Source organism: Streptomyces sp. NPDC053665, from assembly GCF_055585285.1.
In genome coordinates this window covers 437,627-456,382 of the sequence record NZ_JBVJKK010000003.1, presented here as the reverse complement: position 1 = coordinate 456,382, position 18,756 = coordinate 437,627, and the positions used below count along the sequence as shown (strand labels likewise).

Genomic DNA, 18,756 nt, shown 5'->3' with positions numbered 1-18,756 from the left:
TTGCGTTCCGGCTCAAGCTGGAATCACTTGCCGTAGTACGCGTTGTAGATCGAGATCGTCGACTTGTTGCCCTTCTTGTCGGCGATCTTGGCGTGGAAGGAGATGGCCTTGCCCTTCTCCGGGTTCTTGAAGGAGACCTTGCCCTTCTTGACGTCGAGCTTCTTCCAGGTCTTGCCGTAGTCGTACGACACATACACCGACAGCGACTTCAGGTTGCCGCCCTTGGCCGCGCCCTCGACGGTGACCGGAACGGTGACCTGCTTGCCCGCCGGGACCTTGCTGTCCAGGCCGGTGGCCGCGTTGAAGCGGACGGTGGAAGCGGGCAGCTTCACACGCGTGTCACCGGACGGCTTCTTGGAACGGAAGGTCCAGCTGCCGTCGATACGAGTCGAAGCAGCGGCGACCTTGACGCTTCGCTTTACCGACGTTGTCAGCTTGTACTCGGCGTCCCCGGAGGCGACCCTGAACTCCTCGCCAGACAGCGGGTCGGTGTTGGAGCCGACCTTGGTGCCGTTGCGGTAGAGGTTCGTGGCGACTGACGTGAACTCGGACGAGCCCGCGTGCCCGGAGCCGTCGGCGAACAGCGGCAGCGAGCCGTATAGGGCGTTACCCCTGCGGAAGATGCCGAAGTCGGCGTTCAGACGCGGACCGAACACCGCCGTGTTGAAGGTCTTCGTGTACTTCTGGCCGGCCTTGTACGTCTGCGGGTCGAGCGAGTACCCGGCCTCGGGGATCGCGTCGCCGTTGGCGTCCTTGCCCTTGTACTGCGTGAAGTCGAACGCCCACTGGATCTTGTCCGAGGTCGACAGGTACATGGTGCGCGCGCTCGGCAGCTTCTGCTCCGCCGAGAGCGCGAAGGTCAGGGTGTCGGGAAGCAGACCCAGGATGAACAGGTCACCGGTCTTGCCGGATGCCGCCGCACCCATGTTGTGCTTCACCGTGGCGAGTTCACTCGCCTTGAAGTGCCGGACCTTGTCACCCTGGATCTTCTTGACCTTGGCCGAGGTGGCGACGTTGTACTCGGCGCTGTCGCCCTTGGCCCACTGCCCGCTCCAGACCTGGCTCAGCCCGGACACCTCCGGACCGAGGTGGGCCATGCGCAAGTCGGTGAATGTGCCGACACCGATGCCGAGACCTGTGTCTGCCGCGTCGTAGTAGTAGTCGACCATCGCGGACAGCGGCTTGGCCTGGGCGTCCGGAACCCTGATGTCGGCCGGCTTGGCCTTGCGGGCGTCGATGGTCACCGTGGTGTTCTTGGTGACGGCCAGCTTGGGCTGGACAAGCCAGTCGATGCCTCCTTCGAACGTCTCGATGTCTTCGGCGATCAGGCTGTTGAGCAGGTACGAGCCCTTGGGCAGGCGCAGGGTGGCCGCGCCGGTGGGCGCGTCGGGCACCGAGTAGGAACGCTCCTTGCCCAGGCCGGCATAACCCGAAGCCTCGGTGGTGTAGCCGATCGTCGGCTTGCCGTCCCTGCCGAAGTGCTTCACGGTGACGTCGTACGACTCCACCTCGCGCTGCACCGCCGCCGCCGTGCGGACGCTCTGGCCGCCGCCGGTGGCCGTCACGTACGCGGAGTACGCGCCGTCGAGCGTGCCGCCCAGCTTGGTGTTCACGGTGAAGGGGACGGTGGCCTTGCCGCCCGCGGGAACCGTCACCGACGCCGCGCCCAGCGTGAAGAAGCCGGAGGGGGCGGCCTGGCCCTTGGGGCCGGTGGCGGCCGACGCCAGCTTCAGCGTGACGTCCTTCGTACCGAGGTTGCGGTACGTCAGCTCCTTGGTGACCGGCTTGTCGTCGGTGTGCGGCCACTGCTGGACCCCGAAGCTCACCGACGCCGACTCGGCGATGACGGTCTGCTTGATGGCCTTGTCGACCTGGATGCGGCCCGAGCCCTGCTCGAACGGCGTGTACGCGCCGCCCTTGGTGGAGCCGGTGAGCGCGCCCTTCAGTTCGGCGTACTTCCACTGCGGGTGCTGCTGCTTGAGGATCGCCGCCGCGCCCGCGACGTGCGGGGTGGCCATCGAGGTGCCGGAGATCGTCATGTAGCCGGCCGGCTTCTCGCCGACCTCGCCGGCTATCTGGTTGCCCTTGGCCGAGGCGGCCGTGATGTCCACGCCGGGGGCGGTCACGTCCGGCTTGAGGGCGCCGTCCAGGCCCGGACCGCGGCTGGAGAAGTCGGCGATCTTGTCCTTGCCGTCGACCGCGCCGACGGTCAGCGCCGCGGCGGCGCTGCCCGGGGAACCGATGGTCTGCTCGCCGAAGTCGCCCTCGTTGCCGGCGGCGATGGCGAACAGGACGCCCTTGTCCTCGGAGAGCTTGTTGACGGCCGCTTCCATCGGGTCGATCGCGGGCGTGTCGCCGCCGCCCAGGCTCATGTTGACGACGTCGGCGCCCTCGGCGACGGCCCACTCCATGCCGGCGAGGATCTCGGAGTCGCTGCCGAACCCGTCGTCGTCGAGGACCTTGCCGTTGAGGATCTTCGCGCCGGGTGCGACGCCCTTGAACGTGCCGCCGGACTTCTTGCCGGTGCCGGCCGCGATGGAGGCGACGTGCGTGCCGTGGCCGACCTTGTCGGAGGCGTCGGGCGAGGCGGTGAAGTTCTTGGCGCCGACCACCTGCCCCTGGAGGTCCGCGTGGGTGGCGTCGACACCGGTGTCCAGCACGGCGATCTTGACGCCCTTGCCGTCGAACCCGGCGGACCAGGCCTTGGGCGCGCCGATCTGCGCGACGGACTTGTCGAGGCTGGCCTTGCGCACGCCGTCGAGCCAGACGTGCGCGATGCCGGAGGCGGTCCGGTCGCCGTCGGTGACGGCCTTCCAGAGCTCGGGCGTCTCCTGCTGCGGTGTCTGCACGGCGTCGGCGTTCAGGGTCTTCAGCGTGTGGCGCAGGGTGCCCGCGTCCCGGACGTCGGCCTTGGCCGCGGCGGCGCCGCCCCGGTAGCCGACGATGACCTTCAGGCCCTTCTTCTGGGCCTTGCGGGTGGCCGACCTGCCGAGTTCGGTGACGTCGAAGAGCCGCTGGTCGAGCCTGCCGGTGGCGATCAGCCGGGCCGCGTCGGCCGGGATCACCAGGGTGTGCCCGTCGAGCCTGCGGACCTGGACCGGTATGTTCTCGCGGCCCTCGGCCCGTTCGAAGCCGACGACGCGGCCCTTGGCGTCCAGGGTGACCCGGTCGCCGGTGATGAGGGTGACGTGGTGCCTGGCGGTCAGGGTCGCCGGCGCGGCGGCCGCGGCCGCCTGCTCGCCGTTCGCCGACGCCGGGCCGGTCATGCCCGCCGCCAGAGCCACGGCCGCCGCTGTCGCGACCGTGGCGGCGCACGCCCTTTTCACTTGTCTGCGCAAGTTTCCCCCTTGCAGAAGAACCGGGCGAATCCCCGTTCACCCGGCCGGGGGTGGTCTCGCACGCATGCGCGTACGCCCCCGGAGGACGCAGTATGCCGAGGGGTGATCAGCTGCTCAAGAGCGGGGAGGGGGGTGCGGGATCCGTCGGCAGGCTGTTACACGATCGCCGGAACTCCGTTACGGATGAGCGGAGTTGGCTCCGCGTGTGCTCCTTGACGAGGCGCGGCCCGGTGTCCGGGAACGGCCGAAGGCCGCCACCCGGCCCTTGGAGGGGTGGGCGGCGGCCTTCGTGCGCGGGTGGTTCCGGCGGTCCGTCAGACGGCCGAGCCGGCCTTCCAGTCGGCCCAGCTCATGTTCCAGCCGTTGAGGCCGTTGTCCGGCGCGATGGTCTTGTCGCCGGTGTTCTCGACGACGACCACGTCACCGAGGATCGAGTTGTCGAAGAACCAGGCACCCGGCATGTCCGGGTCGTTGGCGCCCTTGGCGTCCTGGAGACCCACGCAGCCGTGGCTGGTGTTGGCGCTGCCGAAGATGGACTTCGCGCCCCAGTAGTTGCCGTGGATGAAGGTGCCGGAGCTGGAGAGGCGGATGGCGTGCGGCACGTCCTTGATGTCGTACTCGCCCTTGCCGTCGTCGTCCGTGAAGCCCACGGTCGCGCCGTTCATGCGCGTCTCCTTGAACTTCTCGGACATCACCATGATGCCCTCGTAGGTCTTGTTCTCCGGCGAACCGGCGGAGATCGGGATGGTCCGCACGACCTTGCCGTCCTGCGTGACCTTCATCTGCTTGGTCTTCGCGTCGACGTAGGAGACCTGGTTGCGGCCGATCTTGAAGGTGACCGTCTTCTGCTGGACGCCGAAGACGCCCTTGGCACCCTCGACACCGTCGAGCGCGAGCTTCAGCGTGACGGTGGAGCCTTCCTTCCAGTAGTCCTCGGGACGGCAGTCCATGCGGTTGGCGTTGAACCAGTGGCAAGCCACTTCCTGGCCGCCGGTGGTGGTGACCGTGATGCCCTTCTGGACCGCGGCCTTGTTGGTGATCGCCTTGTCGAAGTTGATCGAGACCGGCATGCCGACACCGACGGTGGTGCCGTCGTCCGGGGTGAAGTTGCCGATGAAGCTGTTGGCCGGGGAGACCGTGGTGAACGAGGCGTTCTCGTGCGCGATGCGCCCGTCGGCGTCCTTGGCCTCCGCCGCCAGCTTGTAGGCGGTCGACCGCTCCAGCTGCGTGCTGGGCTTCCAGCTCTTCTTGTCCGCGGATATCTGGCCGCTGACCTCGGTGCCGTCGGCGGTGGTCATCTTCACCGACGTGAGCGTGCCCTTGCTCACGGTGACGGTCGCCGAGTTGTTGATCGAGGCGTTGTTCGAGCCGTCCTTGGGCGTGATCTTGATCTGGGCCTCGGAGGTCTTCTTGGCCGCGGCCTCGTCGACCTTCGACTGGGAGCTGTCGCCACCGTCCCCGCCGGAGGCGCTGTCGTCGCCGCCGGAACAGGCCGAGAGCACCAGCACTCCGCCGAGCAGTGCGGACGCGACCGTCAGGCCCCTGCGCCGCTTACTGACCGTCATCACACGCTTCTCCATCGTTGCCGATTTCCCCAGAACCCCGAGTCCCCCGCCACGGACCAAGTGCCCACGCGGCGCCGCGTGAGTCCCGGCCGGGAGTCCCCGTCGATAACTTTCAACGCTACGACCGGTCGGTCCGGTTCCCCAGTGGCACAGGTGTGGGGCTCGACACGTCCGCGGTGGGCCGTGCCGGACGAGGCGGGTGCGGCCGGTGCGCCGGCCGAGGGGGCGAGGACCCCGGGCGACGGCCGCCGCCCGGGCCGGTTCTCCCGCGCGCTCAGCCGTCGTCGCCGTCGTCCCCATCATCCTCGTCGAGGTCCCAGTCCTGCGCATCGGGGTCGTGGTCGATCCGCTCGGCACTCCAGGAGGCCTGCTGCAGGTCCACCCCCGGCACCTGGCTGACCAGGTCGAACGGGTCGACGAGGTAGGCGAGCGCCTCCGCGGTGTCTTCCGTCACAGCGCTCTCGGCATGGGTCCGCTCGGCCGCCGGCATGCCCTCGTCCTCGCCGATCCGGCGCAGCGCCGCCTTGGTGACCGCGTCGGCGTCGTCGACCTCGAGGACGAGGTCGACCCGAAGCCGTACAAAACGTGATGTCTCAGGAGTGCTCATGGCGCGAGCGTACGTCGAGGCCCACACGTGACTTTCCCGTGACCCGCGACTTTCACTAACATCGCCCCACACGGCCAATTCGCCGACGTCACAAGGGGATCGATATTCCGTGTCATCCGCCCGCCGCCCGTTGCTGACCGCCACTGCCGCGGCGTCCCTGCTGGGCGCCATGTGGTTCGTCCCGTCCGCCAACGCGACGTCGGAGAGCCCGGTGAGAGAGACGGCCTCGGCCGGTCCGTCGCCGCAGGTCACGGAGCAGGCGAGGATCGCCGCCACCACGACCGGCACCTCCGTGCCGGGGACCCGGCTCGCCGACACCGGCAGCTTCGACAGCACGCCGTACGTCATCGGCGGCACGTTCTGCCTAGCGCTGGGCGCCGGGTTCGTCGTGTACTCGGTCCGCCGGGAACGGCTCGGTCTCTGACCGCACTTGGGCCGGGCTCCGACCGCGCGTGACGGGGCCCCGCCCAACGGCAGGGCCCCTCGTCCCGCTCGCCGCGACCGCTACAGCAGCGGCCCGGTGACCTTCTCCACCACGGCCAGCAGCCGCCCGTCGCGTACGAACGCGTCCGCCGCGGCGAGGTCGGGCGCCAGGAAGCGGTCCGGCCCCGGCCCCTGAACTCCCGCCTCCCGTACGGCGTCGATGACGGCTCGCGTCGCGGGCGCCGGGGCGAGTCCCTCGCGCAGTTCGACGGCCCGGGTCGCGGCGTACAGCTCGACGGCCAGCACACGGGTGAGGTTGTCCACGGACGTGCGCAGCTTGCGCGCCGCCGACCAGCCCATCGAGACGTGGTCCTCCTGCATGGCGGAGGAGGGGATCGAGTCGGCCGACGCCGGCACGGCGAGCCGCTTCAGCTCGCTCACCAGGGCGGCCTGCGTGTACTGAGCGATCATCAGGCCCGAGTCCACACCGGCGTCGTCGGCGAGGAACGGCGGCAGCCCGTGGCTGCGGTTCTTGTCGAGCAGCCGGTCGGTGCGGCGCTCGGCGATGGAGCCGAGGTCGGCGGCGGCGACGGCCAGGAAGTCCAGGACGTAGGCGACGGGCGCGCCGTGGAAGTTGCCGTTGGACTCCACCCGGCCGTCGGGCAGGACGACGGGGTTGTCCACGGCGGCCGCCAGCTCGCGGTCCGCGACCAGCCGGGCGTGGGCCATGGTGTCCCGCCCGGCCCCGGCGACCTGCGGGGCGCAGCGCACCGAGTAGGCGTCCTGGACCCGCGGCGCGTCGTCCTGGTGATGGCCGGTCAGGCCCGAGCCCTGGAGCACGGCGAGCATGTTGGCGGCACTGGCGGCCTGGCCCGGGTGCGGCCGGATGGCGTGCAGCTCGGGGGCGAGGACCTTGTCGGTGCCGAGCAGGGCCTCCAGCGACAGGGCGGCCGTGACGTCGGCGGACCGGTAGAGCGTCTCCAGGTCGGCCAGGGCCATGATCAGCATGCCGAGCATGCCGTCGGTGCCGTTGAGGAGGGCGAGGCCCTCCTTCTCGCGCAGTTCGACGGGCTGGATGCCGTGCGCGGCGAGCAGGTCCGCGGCCGGGCGCACGACGCCGTCGGGGCCCTCGGCGTCACCCTCGCCCATCAGGGCGAGCGCGCAGTGGGACAACGGCGCGAGGTCCCCGGAGCAGCCGAGGGAGCCGTACTCGTGCACGACCGGGGTGATCCCGGCGTTGAGCAGGTCCGCCATGGTCTGCGCGACCTCGGGACGCACGCCGGTGCGCCCGGAGCAGACGGTCTTCAGGCGCAGGAACATCAGGGCCCGGACGACTTCCCGCTCCACCCGCGGGCCCATGCCGGCGGCGTGCGAGCGGACGATGTTGCGCTGCAGCTGAGCGCGCAGCTCGGGGCTGATGTGCCGGGTCGCCAGGGCGCCGAAGCCGGTGCTCACGCCGTACACGGGCTCCGGCTTGGCCGCCAGGGCGTCCACGATCTCCCGGGCCGCGGCGAGGGCGGCCACGGCCTCCCCGGAGAGCTCGACGCGGGCTCCGGCACGCGCCACGGCGAGCACGTCGGACGCCGTCGTCCCGGACGTCCCCACCACCACAGTGTGCATATCCATATTCAGGAGCGTACGCAGTGAATTCGATGGTGTCACCACTGGGGACCGGGTTCACCCCTTACCGATACGTCACAGCGCCCGGCCCCCGCGCGGCGCTCAGGGGGCGTGCCGGCCGCGGAAGCTCCGGCGCTCCCCGTCGGCCGTCTCCTTCGACGGCTCGTCCGCGAGCCGCAGGACGGGGTCGTCGGGACCGGCCCGGCCGGCGACGACCGGCTTCGCGGCCCGCTGCGCCTTGGCCTGGTACTGGGCCGCGTCGGCGAGGCGGAAGAGCCGCCGCGCGGAGCGCACCGGACCGATCGGGTCCTCGGTGGACGCGACCCCGCAGGCCACGCCGTCGCCGAGCCCCAACTCGGCCGCCCGGCGGCACAGTTCCCCGGCCGCCTTCACCACCTGGTCGGCGGGCGGCCCGACCGCGAGCAGGCAGAACTCGTCCCCGCCGAGCCGGGCCGCGAGCGCCCCCGGCAGCATCGCCCCGCACAGCGAAAGCACCGAGCCGAACCGTTCCAGCAGCCGGTCGCCTGCCGCGTGCCCGTGGGTGTCGTTGACCCGCTTGAGCCCGTTCAGGTCGCAGACGACCAGGCTGACCACGGCGTCCTCCCGCCGGTGGCGTTCGATCGCCTGCTCCAGCCGTACGTCGACGGCCCGGCGGTTGGCGAGTCCGGTGAGGGAGTCGGTGAAGGCCAGCCGGCGGGCCTCCTCCAGCCGCTCCGTCTGGGCGATGCCGGCCGCCACGACGGAGGCCAGGACGGTGGCGAAGTCGGCGTCGGCCCGTCCGAAGACGGGCCGGCCCACCGGCCGGGCCACGTACAGCTCGCCCCAGGCCCTGCCGTGCAGCACGATCGGCGCGACCACGCAGCAGCCGCGGCCGCGGCGGCGCAGGGCGGCGACGCGCTGGTGGCAGTACCCGGGCCGCCCTCCGGCGGGCCCCTCGGCGGTCTCCACCCAGGCGTCCGGCTCCCCGCCCCCGGCCCACTGCTCGTGCAGGAACTCGGTGATCTCCGCGAACTGGTGCACCGGGTAGGACTCGTCCTCGGGGAACTCCTCCTCCCCCTCGGCGAGCTCCCCGACGTTCACGAGGACCTTCAGCCGCCCCAGCTCCCGCTCCCACACCGACAGCGCGGCGAAACTCCCGCCCAGCGCCCGGCAGGCCCCCTGGGCCGCGGCACGCCACGCCTCACGTGACCCGTGCGCGGCCGCCATCCCCTGAGCCAACGCGACGACGGCGACCAGCCGTCTGTCCTCACCCATCACTCCAGGCTAGGGAGTTTTCAGCCAAACCGACCTGTTCTTGACGCGAACGGGGAGGAACGAGCACGGGGAGGTCCGCTGCTGCAGCCCGGGCAGTACGGGTTGCGCCTGCCGCCGGGAGCGGGCCCCCGCCGGGGGCGGGAGCGGGCCCGGTGGGGTGCCGCCGGGTCCGCTTCCGGGGTTCACTCCCCGGGCCACTCCGGCTTGCGGCGCTCGTTGAAGGCCGCGACGCCCTCCGCGCGGTCGCCCGAGAAGGCTGTGGCCCGCCACGCCGCGTCCTCCACCTCCAGGCCGGCCCGCAGGTCCAGTCCCTGGCCCAGCCGCAGCGCCCGCTTGGCCGCGCGCAGACCCACCGGGGAGTTCCCGGCGATCCGCGCGGCCAGCGCCAGCGCCTCGTCGCGGTCCCGGCCGGTCTCGACGACCTGGTCGACCAGTCCCCACTCCCCCGCCTCCGCGGCCTCCACCCGCCGCGCCGAGAAGATCAGCTCGGCCGCCCGGGCCGCCCCGACCCGGCGCGGCAGGAGCTGCGTACCGCCGCCGCCGGGAATCACGCCGACGGACACCTCCGGCAGCCCCACCACGGCCGTACGGTCCGCCACGATCACGTCGCACGCCAGGGCCAGCTCGAACCCGCCGCCGAGCGCGAAGCCGTGCACCGCGGCCACCGTCGGCACCGGCAGCTCCAGCACCCCGGTGTACGCCCCCCGGGTCACGGGCCGCTGGCGCAGCAGGTCGGCGTCGCTGAACGAGTTCCGCTCCTTCAGGTCGGCGCCGACGCAGAACGCCCGCTCGTGCGTGGAGGTCAGGACGACCGCCCGCACCTCCCGGTCCTCCCCCAGGGCCGTACAGGCACCGGCGATGGACCGCGCCATCTCCGTCGACACGGCGTTCATGGCCTTGGGCCGGTCGAGGACGAGCTCCGCGACGTGCCCCTGCTCATGCCGCCGCACCAGCACGAACTCCCCGAACCGTTCCTCACTCATGACACCCTCCGGTTAACGCGGGTTAACAAGACACCGCTCCGATCATCGCAGCCGTGCCCCACCGGCGGAAGGCCCGACCCGTCCGATCCCGCCCCGGCCCGCCCACCCGTTCGAGTGAAGTCCTCGCCACTCGGGCCCGGTCACCGGGAGCAGCGCATAACGTGCGTCAGCCACGGCGCACCCGGGGGCGCGGGGCATCGGGGAGGGACCGACCGCATGACGACGAAGAGACCGGCGACACCACAGCCACGACGGAACACGGCCACCACGACGGCACAGCGCCGTCACCGCCCGGCCACCCCGCGCGAGCCCGCCACCCCGCCGACCGCACCCGCACTCGGTCACCGGCCCGTACGGGAACCCGGACACGGACGGGAACCCGCACGCGCACCGGCAGCCGCGAGCGGTCGCCTGACGGCCCGGGTGCGCGGGCGGCACCGCAAGCCCCGTCCCCGCAAGGTGCTGCTCGCCGCCGGAGGGCTCGCCCTGGCCGCCGGCGCGCTGAGCCCGCTGCGCCTGTCCTCCGAGCCGGTCCCGGACGGCACCGGTGCCCACGAGGCGGGGCCCCTCCCCGGCCCGGCCACGACCGGCGCGGACGGGACCGGCGGCACCGCCGCGACCACTCCCGCCGCGCCCGAGGCGGGCCCCTCGTCGCCCACTGCCCTCGGCGGCCTGACCCCGTCACCGTTCACGAAGGGGGCGTCACCGGCCGCGACCTCCGCCGCCACCGCCGGCGGCCCGCAGGGCGCGGAGGCGCCCGGTGCGGCTGCCACGGCCCCCGGGGCCGGGTACGGGCCCGGCACCGGGTCCACGGGCATCCCGGAGGAGCCGAACGCGCCGGACACACCCCGCGCCCCGGGCCCGGCCGCCCCGACGGGCGCCCCGGAGCCCGCCCCGGCCCCGCCCGCACCACCGGGCCGGACCACCCCCGCGCCTCCGCCGCCCCCTCGCGAGGAGCCGGAGAGGCCGGAGAGGCCGGAGAAGCCGCGGGATCCCGGGCTGTGCGTGCCGATCATCGGCCTGTGCGTCGACACCCCGCTCGCCGCCCGCCCCTGAGGGGCGGCGCGCCTACGGCGTGTCGTCCCGGCGCGTGAGCAGCCACGGCTCCACGACGCCCAGGCCACGCACGGGCCGCTGCCACATCGGCTGGAGGGCGAACCGGTACGACGGGGGCTCCTCGCCCTCCTTCTCCGCCGCCGCGGCCTCCTCGGCGGCCTCCGCCTCCGAGGACGGCGCGTCCTGCGTGCGGATGAGTTCCTCCGCGAAGGCCGTGTCGACCAGGACGGCGTCCTTGGGCGCTATCGACGTGAGCCGGGAGGCGAGATTCACGGTCGTGCCGAAGACATCGCCCATGCGGGTGGTGACCGTGCCGAACGCCATGCCGACGCGCAGCTCCGGCATGGTCTCGTCGTTCGCCATCGTCTCGATCAGGCGCAGAGCGATCTCGGCGGCCGTGCCGGCGTCGTCGGCCGCGTAGAGCACCTCGTCACCGAGGGTCTTGATCAGCCGGCCGCCGTTGGCCGCTACCAGGTCGGCGGCCGTGGTCTCGAAGGCCTCGACCAGCTCGCCGAGCTCCTCCTCCTCCATGCGCCGGGTGAGCCGGGTGAAGCCGACCAGGTCGGCGAAGCCCACGGCGAGCCGCCGGTCGACCATCTCCTCGTCGTCGGCGGCCTGCACGACCCGCCCGGCCGAGGCGGCGAGCTGCCGGCGCCAGACGTAGACGAGGAACTCCTGGAGCTCGGGCAGCAGCAGCTCGACGATCGGGTACGTGACCTCCGTGCGGGTCATGCCCGGCTCCGGCGGCTCGGTCAGCCCCTCCAGGAAGGAGTCGATCTGCCATTCGGCGAGCCGCGCGGTGGTCTGCCCGGTGGACCGGGCCACCTGCACGGCCATCGCCTCGCTCAGCAGGCCCGCCTCGACCAGACCGGCCAGGCGGCGCAGCGCGAGGACGTCCGCCTCGGTCAGGGCCTTCGCCTGGCCGATGTCGGCGAAGCCCATGGCCCGCCAGAAGCGGGAGGCCAGTTCCATGGAGACGCCGGCGCTGCGGGCCGCCTGGAACGGGGTGTAGCGGCGCTCGGCGCCCAGGATGAGCCCTTCGAGGCGCAGGGCGAGCGGATCCTCGCCGGAGTCGGCGCCCTGCGCGTCCGTGCCGGAGCCCGAGTCGTCGACGGTCACGCGTGCTGCCCTTCCGATCTGTCACGGTCAGGTATCGACCGGCCTCAACTCTACGGCAGGTGTGCGCCAGCTCACTCCGTCAGGTTCGGCCGGTGGGTGCGGGGCCGGGCCCTGTCCGGCCGGAACGCCCTCTCGTCGAGCGCCGGACGGGCCGGGCACCCCCGGCCGGCCGTTCAGCCGGTCCGCGACCCGCGGGGGCCCGAACTCGGCCCCGGCCCCGGCCCCCGGCTCCGTCTCAGGCCGGCCGCAGGTGCACGATGTCCCCGGCTCCCACCGGCTCCACGCCCGCCTCCGTCGCCAGCACCAACCGCCCGTCGCCGTCCACGGCCACCGCTTCCCCGCGTACGGCCCGGTCCCCCGGCAGCTCCGCCCGCACCACCCGCCCGAGCGTCGCGCACCCGGCGGCATACGCCTCCTGCAACCCGCTCACGCCGGGGTCGCCCTCCGCCGCACGCCACGTGCCGTACCAGTCCTCCAGGGACCGGAGGACGCCCCGCAGCAGCGGGTCCCGGTCGGTGCTCACCGCGCCGGCCAGCGCAAGCGACCCGGCCGTCGGCACGGGCAGCTCGTCCTCCCTCAGCGTGACGTTGATGCCGACGCCCATGACGACCCCGCCGTCACCGGCCCGCTCGGCGAGGATGCCGCCGGCCTTGCGCTCCTCGCCGCCCACCGTGACCAGCACGTCGTTGGGCCACTTCAGGGCCGTGTCCACGCCGGCGGCCCGGGACAGGCCGGTGGCCACGGCGACGCCCGTGAGCAGGGTCAGCCAGCCCCAGCGGGCCACCGGCACCTCGCGCGGGGTGAGCAGCACGGAGAAGAACAGGCCGGAGCGCGGGGGCGCCGTCCACTGCCGGTCCAGGCGCCCGCGTCCGGCGGTCTGCTCCTCGGCGATCAGCACCGCGCCCTCCGCCGCCCGGCCCTCCTCGGCGCGGGCGACGAGGTCGGAGTTGGTGGAGCCGGTGCGCTGCACCACGTCGACCCCGGTCCACAGCCCTCCCTCCCGCACCAGGCCCCGGCGCAGGGCGGTGACGTTGAGGGGCGGCCGGTCCAGGTCGGACCAACGGCTCCCGTTCGGCTCTGATGCATCTCGCGGCGTCATGCAAGCCACCCTAGGTGTGGTAAACGCCGCACTGCCGATGCGGAGGCACCCCACTACTCTACGGATGAGTAACCGTCCCCCCTTTTGAGCAGGCAGGGAGCCGCATCCCGATGTCCGAGCCGGAAGAGCAGCAGCCCGACATCCACACGACCGCGGGCAAGCTCGCGGACCTGAAGCGCCGCATCGAGGAAGCGACACACGCCGGATCCGCCCGTGCGGTGGAGAAGCAGCACGCCAAGGGCAAGCTGACGGCCCGTGAGCGGATCGAACTCCTGCTGGACGAGGGCTCCTTCGTCGAGCTCGACGAGTTCGCCCGGCACCGCTCGACCAACTTCGGCCTCGACAAGAACCGCCCGTACGGCGACGGGGTCGTCACCGGTTACGGCACCGTCGACGGCCGGCCGGTCGCCGTGTTCTCGCAGGACTTCACCGTCTTCGGCGGCGCGCTGGGCGAGGTCTACGGGCAGAAGATCGTCAAGGTCATGGACTTCGCGCTGAAGACCGGCTGCCCGGTCATCGGCATCAACGACTCCGGCGGCGCGCGCATCCAGGAGGGTGTGGCCTCGCTCGGCGCGTACGGCGAGATCTTCCGCCGCAACACCCACGCCTCCGGTGTGATCCCGCAGATCAGCCTGGTCGTCGGGCCGTGCGCGGGCGGGGCGGTCTACTCCCCGGCCATCACCGACTTCACGGTGATGGTCGACCAGACCTCGCACATGTTCATCACCGGCCCCGACGTCATCAAGACCGTCACCGGCGAGGACGTCGGCTTCGAGGAGCTGGGCGGCGCCCGGACCCACAACGCGACCTCCGGCGTGGCCCACCACATGGCGGGCGACGAGAAGGACGCGATCGAGTACATCAAGCAGCTGCTGTCCTACCTGCCGTCCAACAACCTCTCCGAGGCGCCGGTCTTCCCCGAGGAGGCCGACCTGGAGGTCGGCGACGAGGACCGCGAGCTGGACACGATCGTCCCGGACAGCGCGAACCAGCCGTACGACATGCACGCGGTGCTCGAGCACGTCCTGGACGACGCCGAGTTCTTCGAGACGCAGCCGCTGTACGCGCCGAACATCGTCACCGGCTTCGGGCGCGTCGAGGGCCGTCCGGTCGGCATCGTCGCCAACCAGCCCATGCAGTTCGCCGGGTGCCTGGACATCAAGGCCAGCGAGAAGGCGGCCCGCTTCGTGCGGACCTGCGACGCCTTCAACGTCCCGGTGCTCACCTTCGTCGACGTCCCCGGCTTCCTGCCGGGCGTGGACCAGGAGCACGACGGCATCATCCGGCGCGGCGCCAAGCTGATCTACGCCTACGCCGAGGCGACCGTCCCGCTGATCACGGTGATCACCCGCAAGGCCTTCGGCGGCGCCTACGACGTCATGGGCTCCAAGCACCTGGGTGCCGACCTCAACCTGGCCTGGCCGACGGCCCAGATCGCCGTCATGGGCGCCCAGGGCGCGGTCAACATCCTGCACCGCCGCACGCTCGCGGAGGCGGAGGCCGCCGGGGAGGACCTGGAGGCGGTGCGGGCCCGGCTGATCCAGGAGTACGAGGACACCCTCCTCAACCCCTACGTCGCGGCCGAGCGCGGGTACGTCGACGCCGTCATCCTGCCGTCCGAGACGCGCCGGCACATCGTCCGGGGCCTGCGTCAGCTGCGCACGAAGCGGGAATCCCTGCCTCCGAAGAAGCACGGCAACATCCCCCTCTAGGCCTGCTGGGAGCCGCCATGAACATCAAGGTCCTGCGAGGCAACCCGACCCCGGAGGAGCTGGCCGCCGCCCTGGCGGTGGTCAGGGCGCGCGCCGCGGCGGCCGCCGCGGCGCCGTCCGGCGCGCCCGCGCCGCGCGACGCGTGGTCCGACCCGTCCCGGATCACGGCCCACCGCCTGCCCCAGCCGGGGCCGGCCGCGTGGGGCCGCACCTACTGGCCGGGGTGACCCGCCCCCTCGGCCGTACGAGGGACTCACGGCAGCGGATGCGGATGCGTAGCGGAACGCGGGGCGCCGATTTGAGTACGCCTACTCAGGCGCCCCGCCCCGCTGGGCCGCACGCTGGAGTCATGCTGTGGTCCGACCCCGAGAACGAACCGCCCGAGGAACTGCGTGACATGCAGGGCATGCTGCGGCGGCTGAGCGTTCTCCTGGCGGTGGCCATGGTGCTGGTGATGATCGGGATCGGCGTGAGGTGAGCCGGCCCGCCCGGGTGACTAATCTGACGGCATGACCGCTCAGCGCAGCAGGCGACTCGTCCTCGCCTCCCAGTCCCCCGCCCGGCTCGGTCTGCTCCGCCAGGCAGGTCTCGCCCCCGAGGTGATCGTCAGCGGCGTCGACGAGGACGCCGTCACCGCCCCCACCCCCGCCGAACTGGCGCTCGCCCTCGCCGAGGCGAAGGCCTCCGTCGTGGCCGCCCGCCCGGAGGCCAAGGGCGCGCTGGTCATCGGCTGCGACTCCGTGCTCGACCTGGACGGCAAGGCGCTGGGCAAGCCCGCGGACGCCGAGGAGGCCACCGCCCGCTGGACGGCGATGCGCGGCCGGGCCGGCACCCTCCAGACGGGCCACTGCGTCTACGACACGGTCACCGGACGGTACGTCTCCGCCACCGCGTCGACCGTCGTCCATTTCGGTGAACCCACCGACGAGGAGGTCGCCGCCTACGTGGCCTCCGGCGAACCCCTCCACGTCGCCGGGGCGTTCACCCTGGACGGCCGTTCCGCGCCGTTCATCGACGGCATCGACGGCGACCACGGCAACGTCATCGGCATCAGCCTGCCCCTGGTCCGGCGGCTGCTGAAGGAACTGGGCGTGGGCATCACGGAGTTGTGGGCGCCGGCGGAGAGGTGACCGCGTCCGCGCCGCCGCCCGGGCCGTCCTCGGGCGCGGCGCCGGCGGGCCCGGCGGGACGGTCGTACGTCATCAGCAGCAGGACGATCAGGGCGAGCACCAGCACCATGAAGAGGAACGCCGGCGGGCCCACCGGGCCCCAGGTGAACGCCCCGAGCAGCCCGTGCACCACGGCCGCGCTGACCAGCAGCACCCGTCCGAAGCCGGCCGGGCGCTGGTCCCGCAGCGCCACGAGCAGGGCGACCAGGCCGCACAGCGCGAAGTAGAGGCCGAAGACGATCCCGCCGATCTTCGAGGACACCGACATCATGTGCGGGTCGAGCCCGGCCAGCGACATGTCCTGCCGGTCGACGGCGATCCCGAGGATCCAGTTCAGCGCGGCGATGCCGAACGCCTCGGCGAACAGCACGACCGCCACGACCCACGCCACCGGCCTGCGCACCACGCGCCCCCTTCCGCCGTTCGGGACACCGCGAAGGCTACTCACGGGTAAACGAGGGAACAAGGGTCCGGCGGCAAGCAAAGAATCATTGGGCCATTCGTAGGGACTCCACAAAGAAACAGAGTGGCCCGCAGCACGTGATGACAGAGACCTTGACCACAGGAGACGGCTAGGGTTTCCCGGAGGAGTACTGCGTTCTGCGGTGCGACAAGGGATTTCGCAGGTCGAGCGAGCCTCGAATCACGCTCCGTGTGGGCAAGCTCACCATTGGGGACGGGTCGAAGTGCCGTGTCGGCTGTCCCTAAACTCGGCTTGTTTCAAGGAGGGAGCCTCAATCGTGCGCAAGGTGCTCATCGCCAACCGTGGCGAAATCGCTGTCCGCGTGGCCCGGGCCTGCCGGGACGCCGGGATCGCGAGCGTGGCCGTCTACGCCGACCCGGACCGGGACGCTCTGCATGTCCGCGCCGCGGATGAGGCGTTCGCCCTGGGCGGTGACACCCCGGGCACCAGCTACCTCGACATCGAGAAGGTGCTGAAGGCCGCCCGGGAGTCGGGCGCGGACGCGATCCACCCCGGGTACGGCTTCCTCTCCGAGAACGCCGAGTTCGCCCAGGCGGTGCTGGACGCGGGTCTGATCTGGATCGGCCCGCCGCCGCAGGCGATCCGCGACCTCGGTGACAAGGTGGCCGCCCGGCACATCGCCCAGCGCGCCGGTGCCCCGCTGGTGGCCGGCACGCCCGACCCGGTCTCCGGTGCGGAGGAGGTCGTCGCCTTCGCCGAGGAGCACGGCCTGCCCATCGCCATCAAGGCGGCGTTCGGCGGCGGCGGCCGCGGCCTGAAGGTCGCCCGCACCCTCGAAGAGGTGCCCGAGCTGTACGACTCCGCCGTCCGCGAGGCCGTGGCGGCCTTCGGCCGGGGCGAGTGCTTCGTCGAGCGCTACCTCGACAAGCCCCGCCACGTGGAGACCCAGTGCCTGGCCGACCAGCACGGCAACGTGGTCGTCGTCTCCACCCGTGACTGCTCGCTGCAGCGCCGCCACCAGAAGCTGGTGGAGGAGGCCCCCGCGCCGTTCCTGTCCGAGGCGCAGATGGAGGAGCTGTACTCCGCCTCCAAGGCGATCCTGACGGAGGCCGGCTACGTCGGCGCCGGCACGGTGGAGTTCCTCGTCGGCCTCGACGGCACGATCTCCTTCCTGGAGGTCAACACCCGCCTCCAGGTGGAGCACCCGGTCACCGAGGAGGTCGCCGGCATCGACCTGGTGCGCGAGATGTTCCGTATCGCCGACGGCGAGGAACTCGGCTACGGCGACCCGGAGCTGCGCGGCCACTCCTTCGAGTTCCGCATCAACGGCGAGGACCCGGGCCGCAACTTCCTGCCCGCGCCCGGCACCGTCACCACCTTCGCCCCGCCGTCCGGCCCGGGTGTCCGGCTGGACGCGGGCGTGGAGTCCGGCTCGGTCATCGGCCCGGCGTGGGACTCGCTGCTGGCCAAGCTGATCGTCACCGGCCGTACGCGCAAGGAGGCCCTGGAGCGGGCCGCGCGTGCGCTGGAGGAGTTCCAGGTCGAGGGCATGGCCACGGCCATCCCGTTCCACCGCGCGGTGGTGAAGGACCCGGCGTTCGCGCCCGAGCTCACTGGCTCCTCCGAGCCCTTCACGGTCCACACGCGGTGGATCGAGACGGAGTTCGTCAACGAGATCAAGCCGTTCGCGGCGCCCGCGGACGCGGAGGCGGACGAGGAGGCGGGCCGCGAGACGGTCGTCGTCGAGGTCGGCGGCAAGCGCCTCGAGGTCTCCCTGCCGTCGTCGCTGGGCATGTCCCTGGCCCGTACGGGCCTCGCGGCGGGCGCCAAGCCCAAGCGCCGCGCGGCGAAGAAGTCCGGCCCCGTCGCCTCCGGTGACACACTGACCTCGCCGATGCAGGGCACGATCGTCAAGGTCGCGGTCGAGGAGGGCCAGGAGGTCAAGGAGGGCGACCTGGTCGTCGTCCTGGAGGCCATGAAGATGGAGCAGCCCCTCAACGCCCACCGCTCCGGCACGATCAAGGGCCTGTCGGCGGAGATCGGCGCGTCGGTGACGTCGGGCGCGGCGATCTGCGAGATCAAGGACTGATCCACGAGAACCACCGGCTGCGGCGCGTCCCCGACCCGGGGACGCGCCGCAGCCGTTTCCGTCGCCCCCCGTCCGGCCCATCCGGTCCCGGCCGGGCTGACGGGCGATCACGACCCGCCCCGCCGCCCGCTGACGCCGGCGCCGCCGCACGTCCGGCCTAAGGCGCGCCGCAGGTGTTTCGGCCGGCTCGGGCCGCTCGGCACAGCGTCACCGGTCACGGCCCGAGCCGGACGGCCGACTGCGGCTCGACGAGCGTCGGCGCCGCTGTCCCGCCCGCAGACGCCCGTGTCGGCTGGGC

At 72.2% G+C, this 18,756-nt stretch carries 16 protein-coding genes; 7 read left to right on the top strand and 9 right to left on the bottom strand.

From position 1 onward, the window contains the following. Positions 1 to 23 precede the first annotated feature (23 nt). The 3 genes from ACZ6ZN_RS15055 to ACZ6ZN_RS15045 form a co-directional block, all read right to left on the bottom strand. Positions 24 to 3,266 (bottom strand): S8 family peptidase, encoded by a 3,243-nt coding sequence (locus tag ACZ6ZN_RS15055; RefSeq protein ID WP_469646914.1) that lies wholly within the window; start codon positions 3,264 to 3,266, stop codon positions 24 to 26. 386 nt (positions 3,267 to 3,652) lie between these two features. Continuing rightward, on the bottom strand, positions 3,653 to 4,903 hold the full coding sequence (locus ACZ6ZN_RS15050; RefSeq protein WP_451876641.1) for a L,D-transpeptidase: 1,251 nt from the start codon (positions 4,901 to 4,903) through the stop codon (positions 3,653 to 3,655). Between the two features lie 274 nt (positions 4,904 to 5,177). Next, positions 5,178 to 5,510 carry a hypothetical protein gene (locus tag ACZ6ZN_RS15045; protein ID WP_469646314.1) on the bottom strand — a complete coding sequence of 111 codons (333 nt, stop codon included), beginning with the start codon at positions 5,508 to 5,510 and terminating at the stop codon, positions 5,178 to 5,180. A 109-nt stretch (positions 5,511 to 5,619) separates the two neighbouring features. On the opposite strand from ACZ6ZN_RS15045, the gene ACZ6ZN_RS15040 reads away from it, so the two are divergent. Next, a complete protein-coding gene (locus tag ACZ6ZN_RS15040) occupies positions 5,620 to 5,934 on the top strand; it encodes an LPXTG cell wall anchor domain-containing protein (RefSeq protein WP_398106856.1) in 315 nt (104 codons plus the stop codon). A gap of 80 nt (positions 5,935 to 6,014) precedes the next feature. Here ACZ6ZN_RS15040 and hutH read toward each other — a convergent pair whose 3' ends face one another. The 3 genes from hutH to ACZ6ZN_RS15025 all read right to left on the bottom strand — a co-directional run bounded on the left by hutH (position 6,015) and on the right by ACZ6ZN_RS15025 (position 9,790). Further along, on the bottom strand, positions 6,015 to 7,553 hold the full coding sequence (gene hutH, locus ACZ6ZN_RS15035; RefSeq protein ID WP_469646913.1) for a histidine ammonia-lyase: 1,539 nt from the start codon (positions 7,551 to 7,553) through the stop codon (positions 6,015 to 6,017). A gap of 102 nt (positions 7,554 to 7,655) precedes the next feature. Then, positions 7,656 to 8,807 (bottom strand): GGDEF domain-containing protein, encoded by a 1,152-nt coding sequence (locus ACZ6ZN_RS15030; protein ID WP_451876639.1) that lies wholly within the window; start codon positions 8,805 to 8,807, stop codon positions 7,656 to 7,658. A gap of 182 nt (positions 8,808 to 8,989) precedes the next feature. Next, complete coding sequence (locus tag ACZ6ZN_RS15025) at positions 8,990 to 9,790, bottom strand: enoyl-CoA hydratase/isomerase family protein (RefSeq protein ID WP_398106858.1); 801 nt, start codon at positions 9,788 to 9,790, stop codon at positions 8,990 to 8,992. Positions 9,791 to 10,006: 216 nt separating this feature from the next. On the opposite strand from ACZ6ZN_RS15025, the gene ACZ6ZN_RS15020 reads away from it, so the two are divergent. Next, on the top strand, positions 10,007 to 10,846 hold the full coding sequence (locus tag ACZ6ZN_RS15020) for a hypothetical protein (RefSeq protein ID WP_469646311.1): 840 nt from the start codon (positions 10,007 to 10,009) through the stop codon (positions 10,844 to 10,846). A gap of 12 nt (positions 10,847 to 10,858) precedes the next feature. Here the strand turns inward: ACZ6ZN_RS15020 and ACZ6ZN_RS15015 are convergent, their stop codons facing one another. Together ACZ6ZN_RS15015 and ACZ6ZN_RS15010 are read right to left on the bottom strand one after the other, a co-directional pair. Beyond that, on the bottom strand, positions 10,859 to 11,965 hold the full coding sequence (locus ACZ6ZN_RS15015) for an adenylate/guanylate cyclase domain-containing protein (RefSeq protein ID WP_469646309.1): 1,107 nt from the start codon (positions 11,963 to 11,965) through the stop codon (positions 10,859 to 10,861). A 235-nt stretch (positions 11,966 to 12,200) separates the two neighbouring features. After that, positions 12,201 to 13,064: a biotin--[acetyl-CoA-carboxylase] ligase gene (locus ACZ6ZN_RS15010; RefSeq protein ID WP_469646307.1), complete on the bottom strand. Its 864-nt coding sequence runs from the start codon at positions 13,062 to 13,064 to the stop codon at positions 12,201 to 12,203. Positions 13,065 to 13,174: 110 nt separating this feature from the next. Here ACZ6ZN_RS15010 and ACZ6ZN_RS15005 point away from each other — a divergent pair, with 110 nt between their 5' ends. The 4 genes from ACZ6ZN_RS15005 to ACZ6ZN_RS14990 all read left to right on the top strand — a co-directional run bounded on the left by ACZ6ZN_RS15005 (position 13,175) and on the right by ACZ6ZN_RS14990 (position 15,906). Further along, positions 13,175 to 14,776: an acyl-CoA carboxylase subunit beta gene (locus tag ACZ6ZN_RS15005; protein WP_398106862.1), complete on the top strand. Its 1,602-nt coding sequence runs from the start codon at positions 13,175 to 13,177 to the stop codon at positions 14,774 to 14,776. A 17-nt stretch (positions 14,777 to 14,793) separates the two neighbouring features. Beyond that, the gene (locus ACZ6ZN_RS15000; RefSeq protein ID WP_398106863.1) at positions 14,794 to 15,003 is read left to right on the top strand and encodes an acyl-CoA carboxylase epsilon subunit; all 210 of its coding nucleotides are present in this window, start codon (positions 14,794 to 14,796) and stop codon (positions 15,001 to 15,003) included. Positions 15,004 to 15,125: 122 nt separating this feature from the next. Next, positions 15,126 to 15,254 carry a morphogenic membrane protein MmpB gene (mmpB, locus tag ACZ6ZN_RS14995; RefSeq protein WP_333932515.1) on the top strand — a complete coding sequence of 43 codons (129 nt, stop codon included), beginning with the start codon at positions 15,126 to 15,128 and terminating at the stop codon, positions 15,252 to 15,254. Positions 15,255 to 15,285: 31 nt separating this feature from the next. After that, positions 15,286 to 15,906, top strand: coding sequence for a Maf family protein (locus ACZ6ZN_RS14990; RefSeq protein WP_451876636.1), 621 nt, complete (start codon positions 15,286 to 15,288; stop codon positions 15,904 to 15,906). Here the strand turns inward: ACZ6ZN_RS14990 and ACZ6ZN_RS14985 are convergent. After that, positions 15,875 to 16,351: a hypothetical protein gene (locus tag ACZ6ZN_RS14985; RefSeq protein WP_469646303.1), complete on the bottom strand. Its 477-nt coding sequence runs from the start codon at positions 16,349 to 16,351 to the stop codon at positions 15,875 to 15,877. The two genes, ACZ6ZN_RS14990 and ACZ6ZN_RS14985, sit on opposite strands and share 32 nt — an antisense overlap. A gap of 334 nt (positions 16,352 to 16,685) precedes the next feature. On the opposite strand from ACZ6ZN_RS14985, the gene ACZ6ZN_RS14980 reads away from it, so the two are divergent. Further along, complete coding sequence (locus tag ACZ6ZN_RS14980) at positions 16,686 to 18,458, top strand: acetyl/propionyl/methylcrotonyl-CoA carboxylase subunit alpha (RefSeq protein WP_469646300.1); 1,773 nt, start codon at positions 16,686 to 16,688, stop codon at positions 18,456 to 18,458. Positions 18,459 to 18,756 lie beyond the last annotated feature (298 nt).

What these genes read in the sequence shown, in the direction of transcription:
- ACZ6ZN_RS15055 (WP_469646914.1), bottom strand. Translation starts at nt 3,266, where the DNA reads ATGACCGGCCCGGCGTCGGCGAACGGCGAGCAGGCGGCCGCGGCCGCC.
- ACZ6ZN_RS15050 (WP_451876641.1), bottom strand. Translation starts at nt 4,903, where the DNA reads ATGACGGTCAGTAAGCGGCGCAGGGGCCTGACGGTCGCGTCCGCACTG.
- ACZ6ZN_RS15045 (WP_469646314.1), bottom strand. Translation starts at nt 5,510, where the DNA reads ATGAGCACTCCTGAGACATCACGTTTTGTACGGCTTCGGGTCGACCTC.
- hutH (WP_469646913.1), bottom strand. Translation starts at nt 7,553, where the DNA reads ATGCACACTGTGGTGGTGGGGACGTCCGGGACGACGGCGTCCGACGTG.
- ACZ6ZN_RS15030 (WP_451876639.1), bottom strand. Translation starts at nt 8,807, where the DNA reads ATGGGTGAGGACAGACGGCTGGTCGCCGTCGTCGCGTTGGCTCAGGGG.
- ACZ6ZN_RS15025 (WP_398106858.1), bottom strand. Translation starts at nt 9,790, where the DNA reads ATGAGTGAGGAACGGTTCGGGGAGTTCGTGCTGGTGCGGCGGCATGAG.
- ACZ6ZN_RS15020 (WP_469646311.1), top strand. Translation starts at nt 10,007, where the DNA reads ATGACGACGAAGAGACCGGCGACACCACAGCCACGACGGAACACGGCC.
- ACZ6ZN_RS15010 (WP_469646307.1), bottom strand. Translation starts at nt 13,064, where the DNA reads ATGACGCCGCGAGATGCATCAGAGCCGAACGGGAGCCGTTGGTCCGAC.
- ACZ6ZN_RS15005 (WP_398106862.1), top strand. Translation starts at nt 13,175, where the DNA reads ATGTCCGAGCCGGAAGAGCAGCAGCCCGACATCCACACGACCGCGGGC.
- ACZ6ZN_RS15000 (WP_398106863.1), top strand. Translation starts at nt 14,794, where the DNA reads ATGAACATCAAGGTCCTGCGAGGCAACCCGACCCCGGAGGAGCTGGCC.
- mmpB (WP_333932515.1), top strand. Translation starts at nt 15,126, where the DNA reads ATGCTGTGGTCCGACCCCGAGAACGAACCGCCCGAGGAACTGCGTGAC.
- ACZ6ZN_RS14990 (WP_451876636.1), top strand. Translation starts at nt 15,286, where the DNA reads ATGACCGCTCAGCGCAGCAGGCGACTCGTCCTCGCCTCCCAGTCCCCC.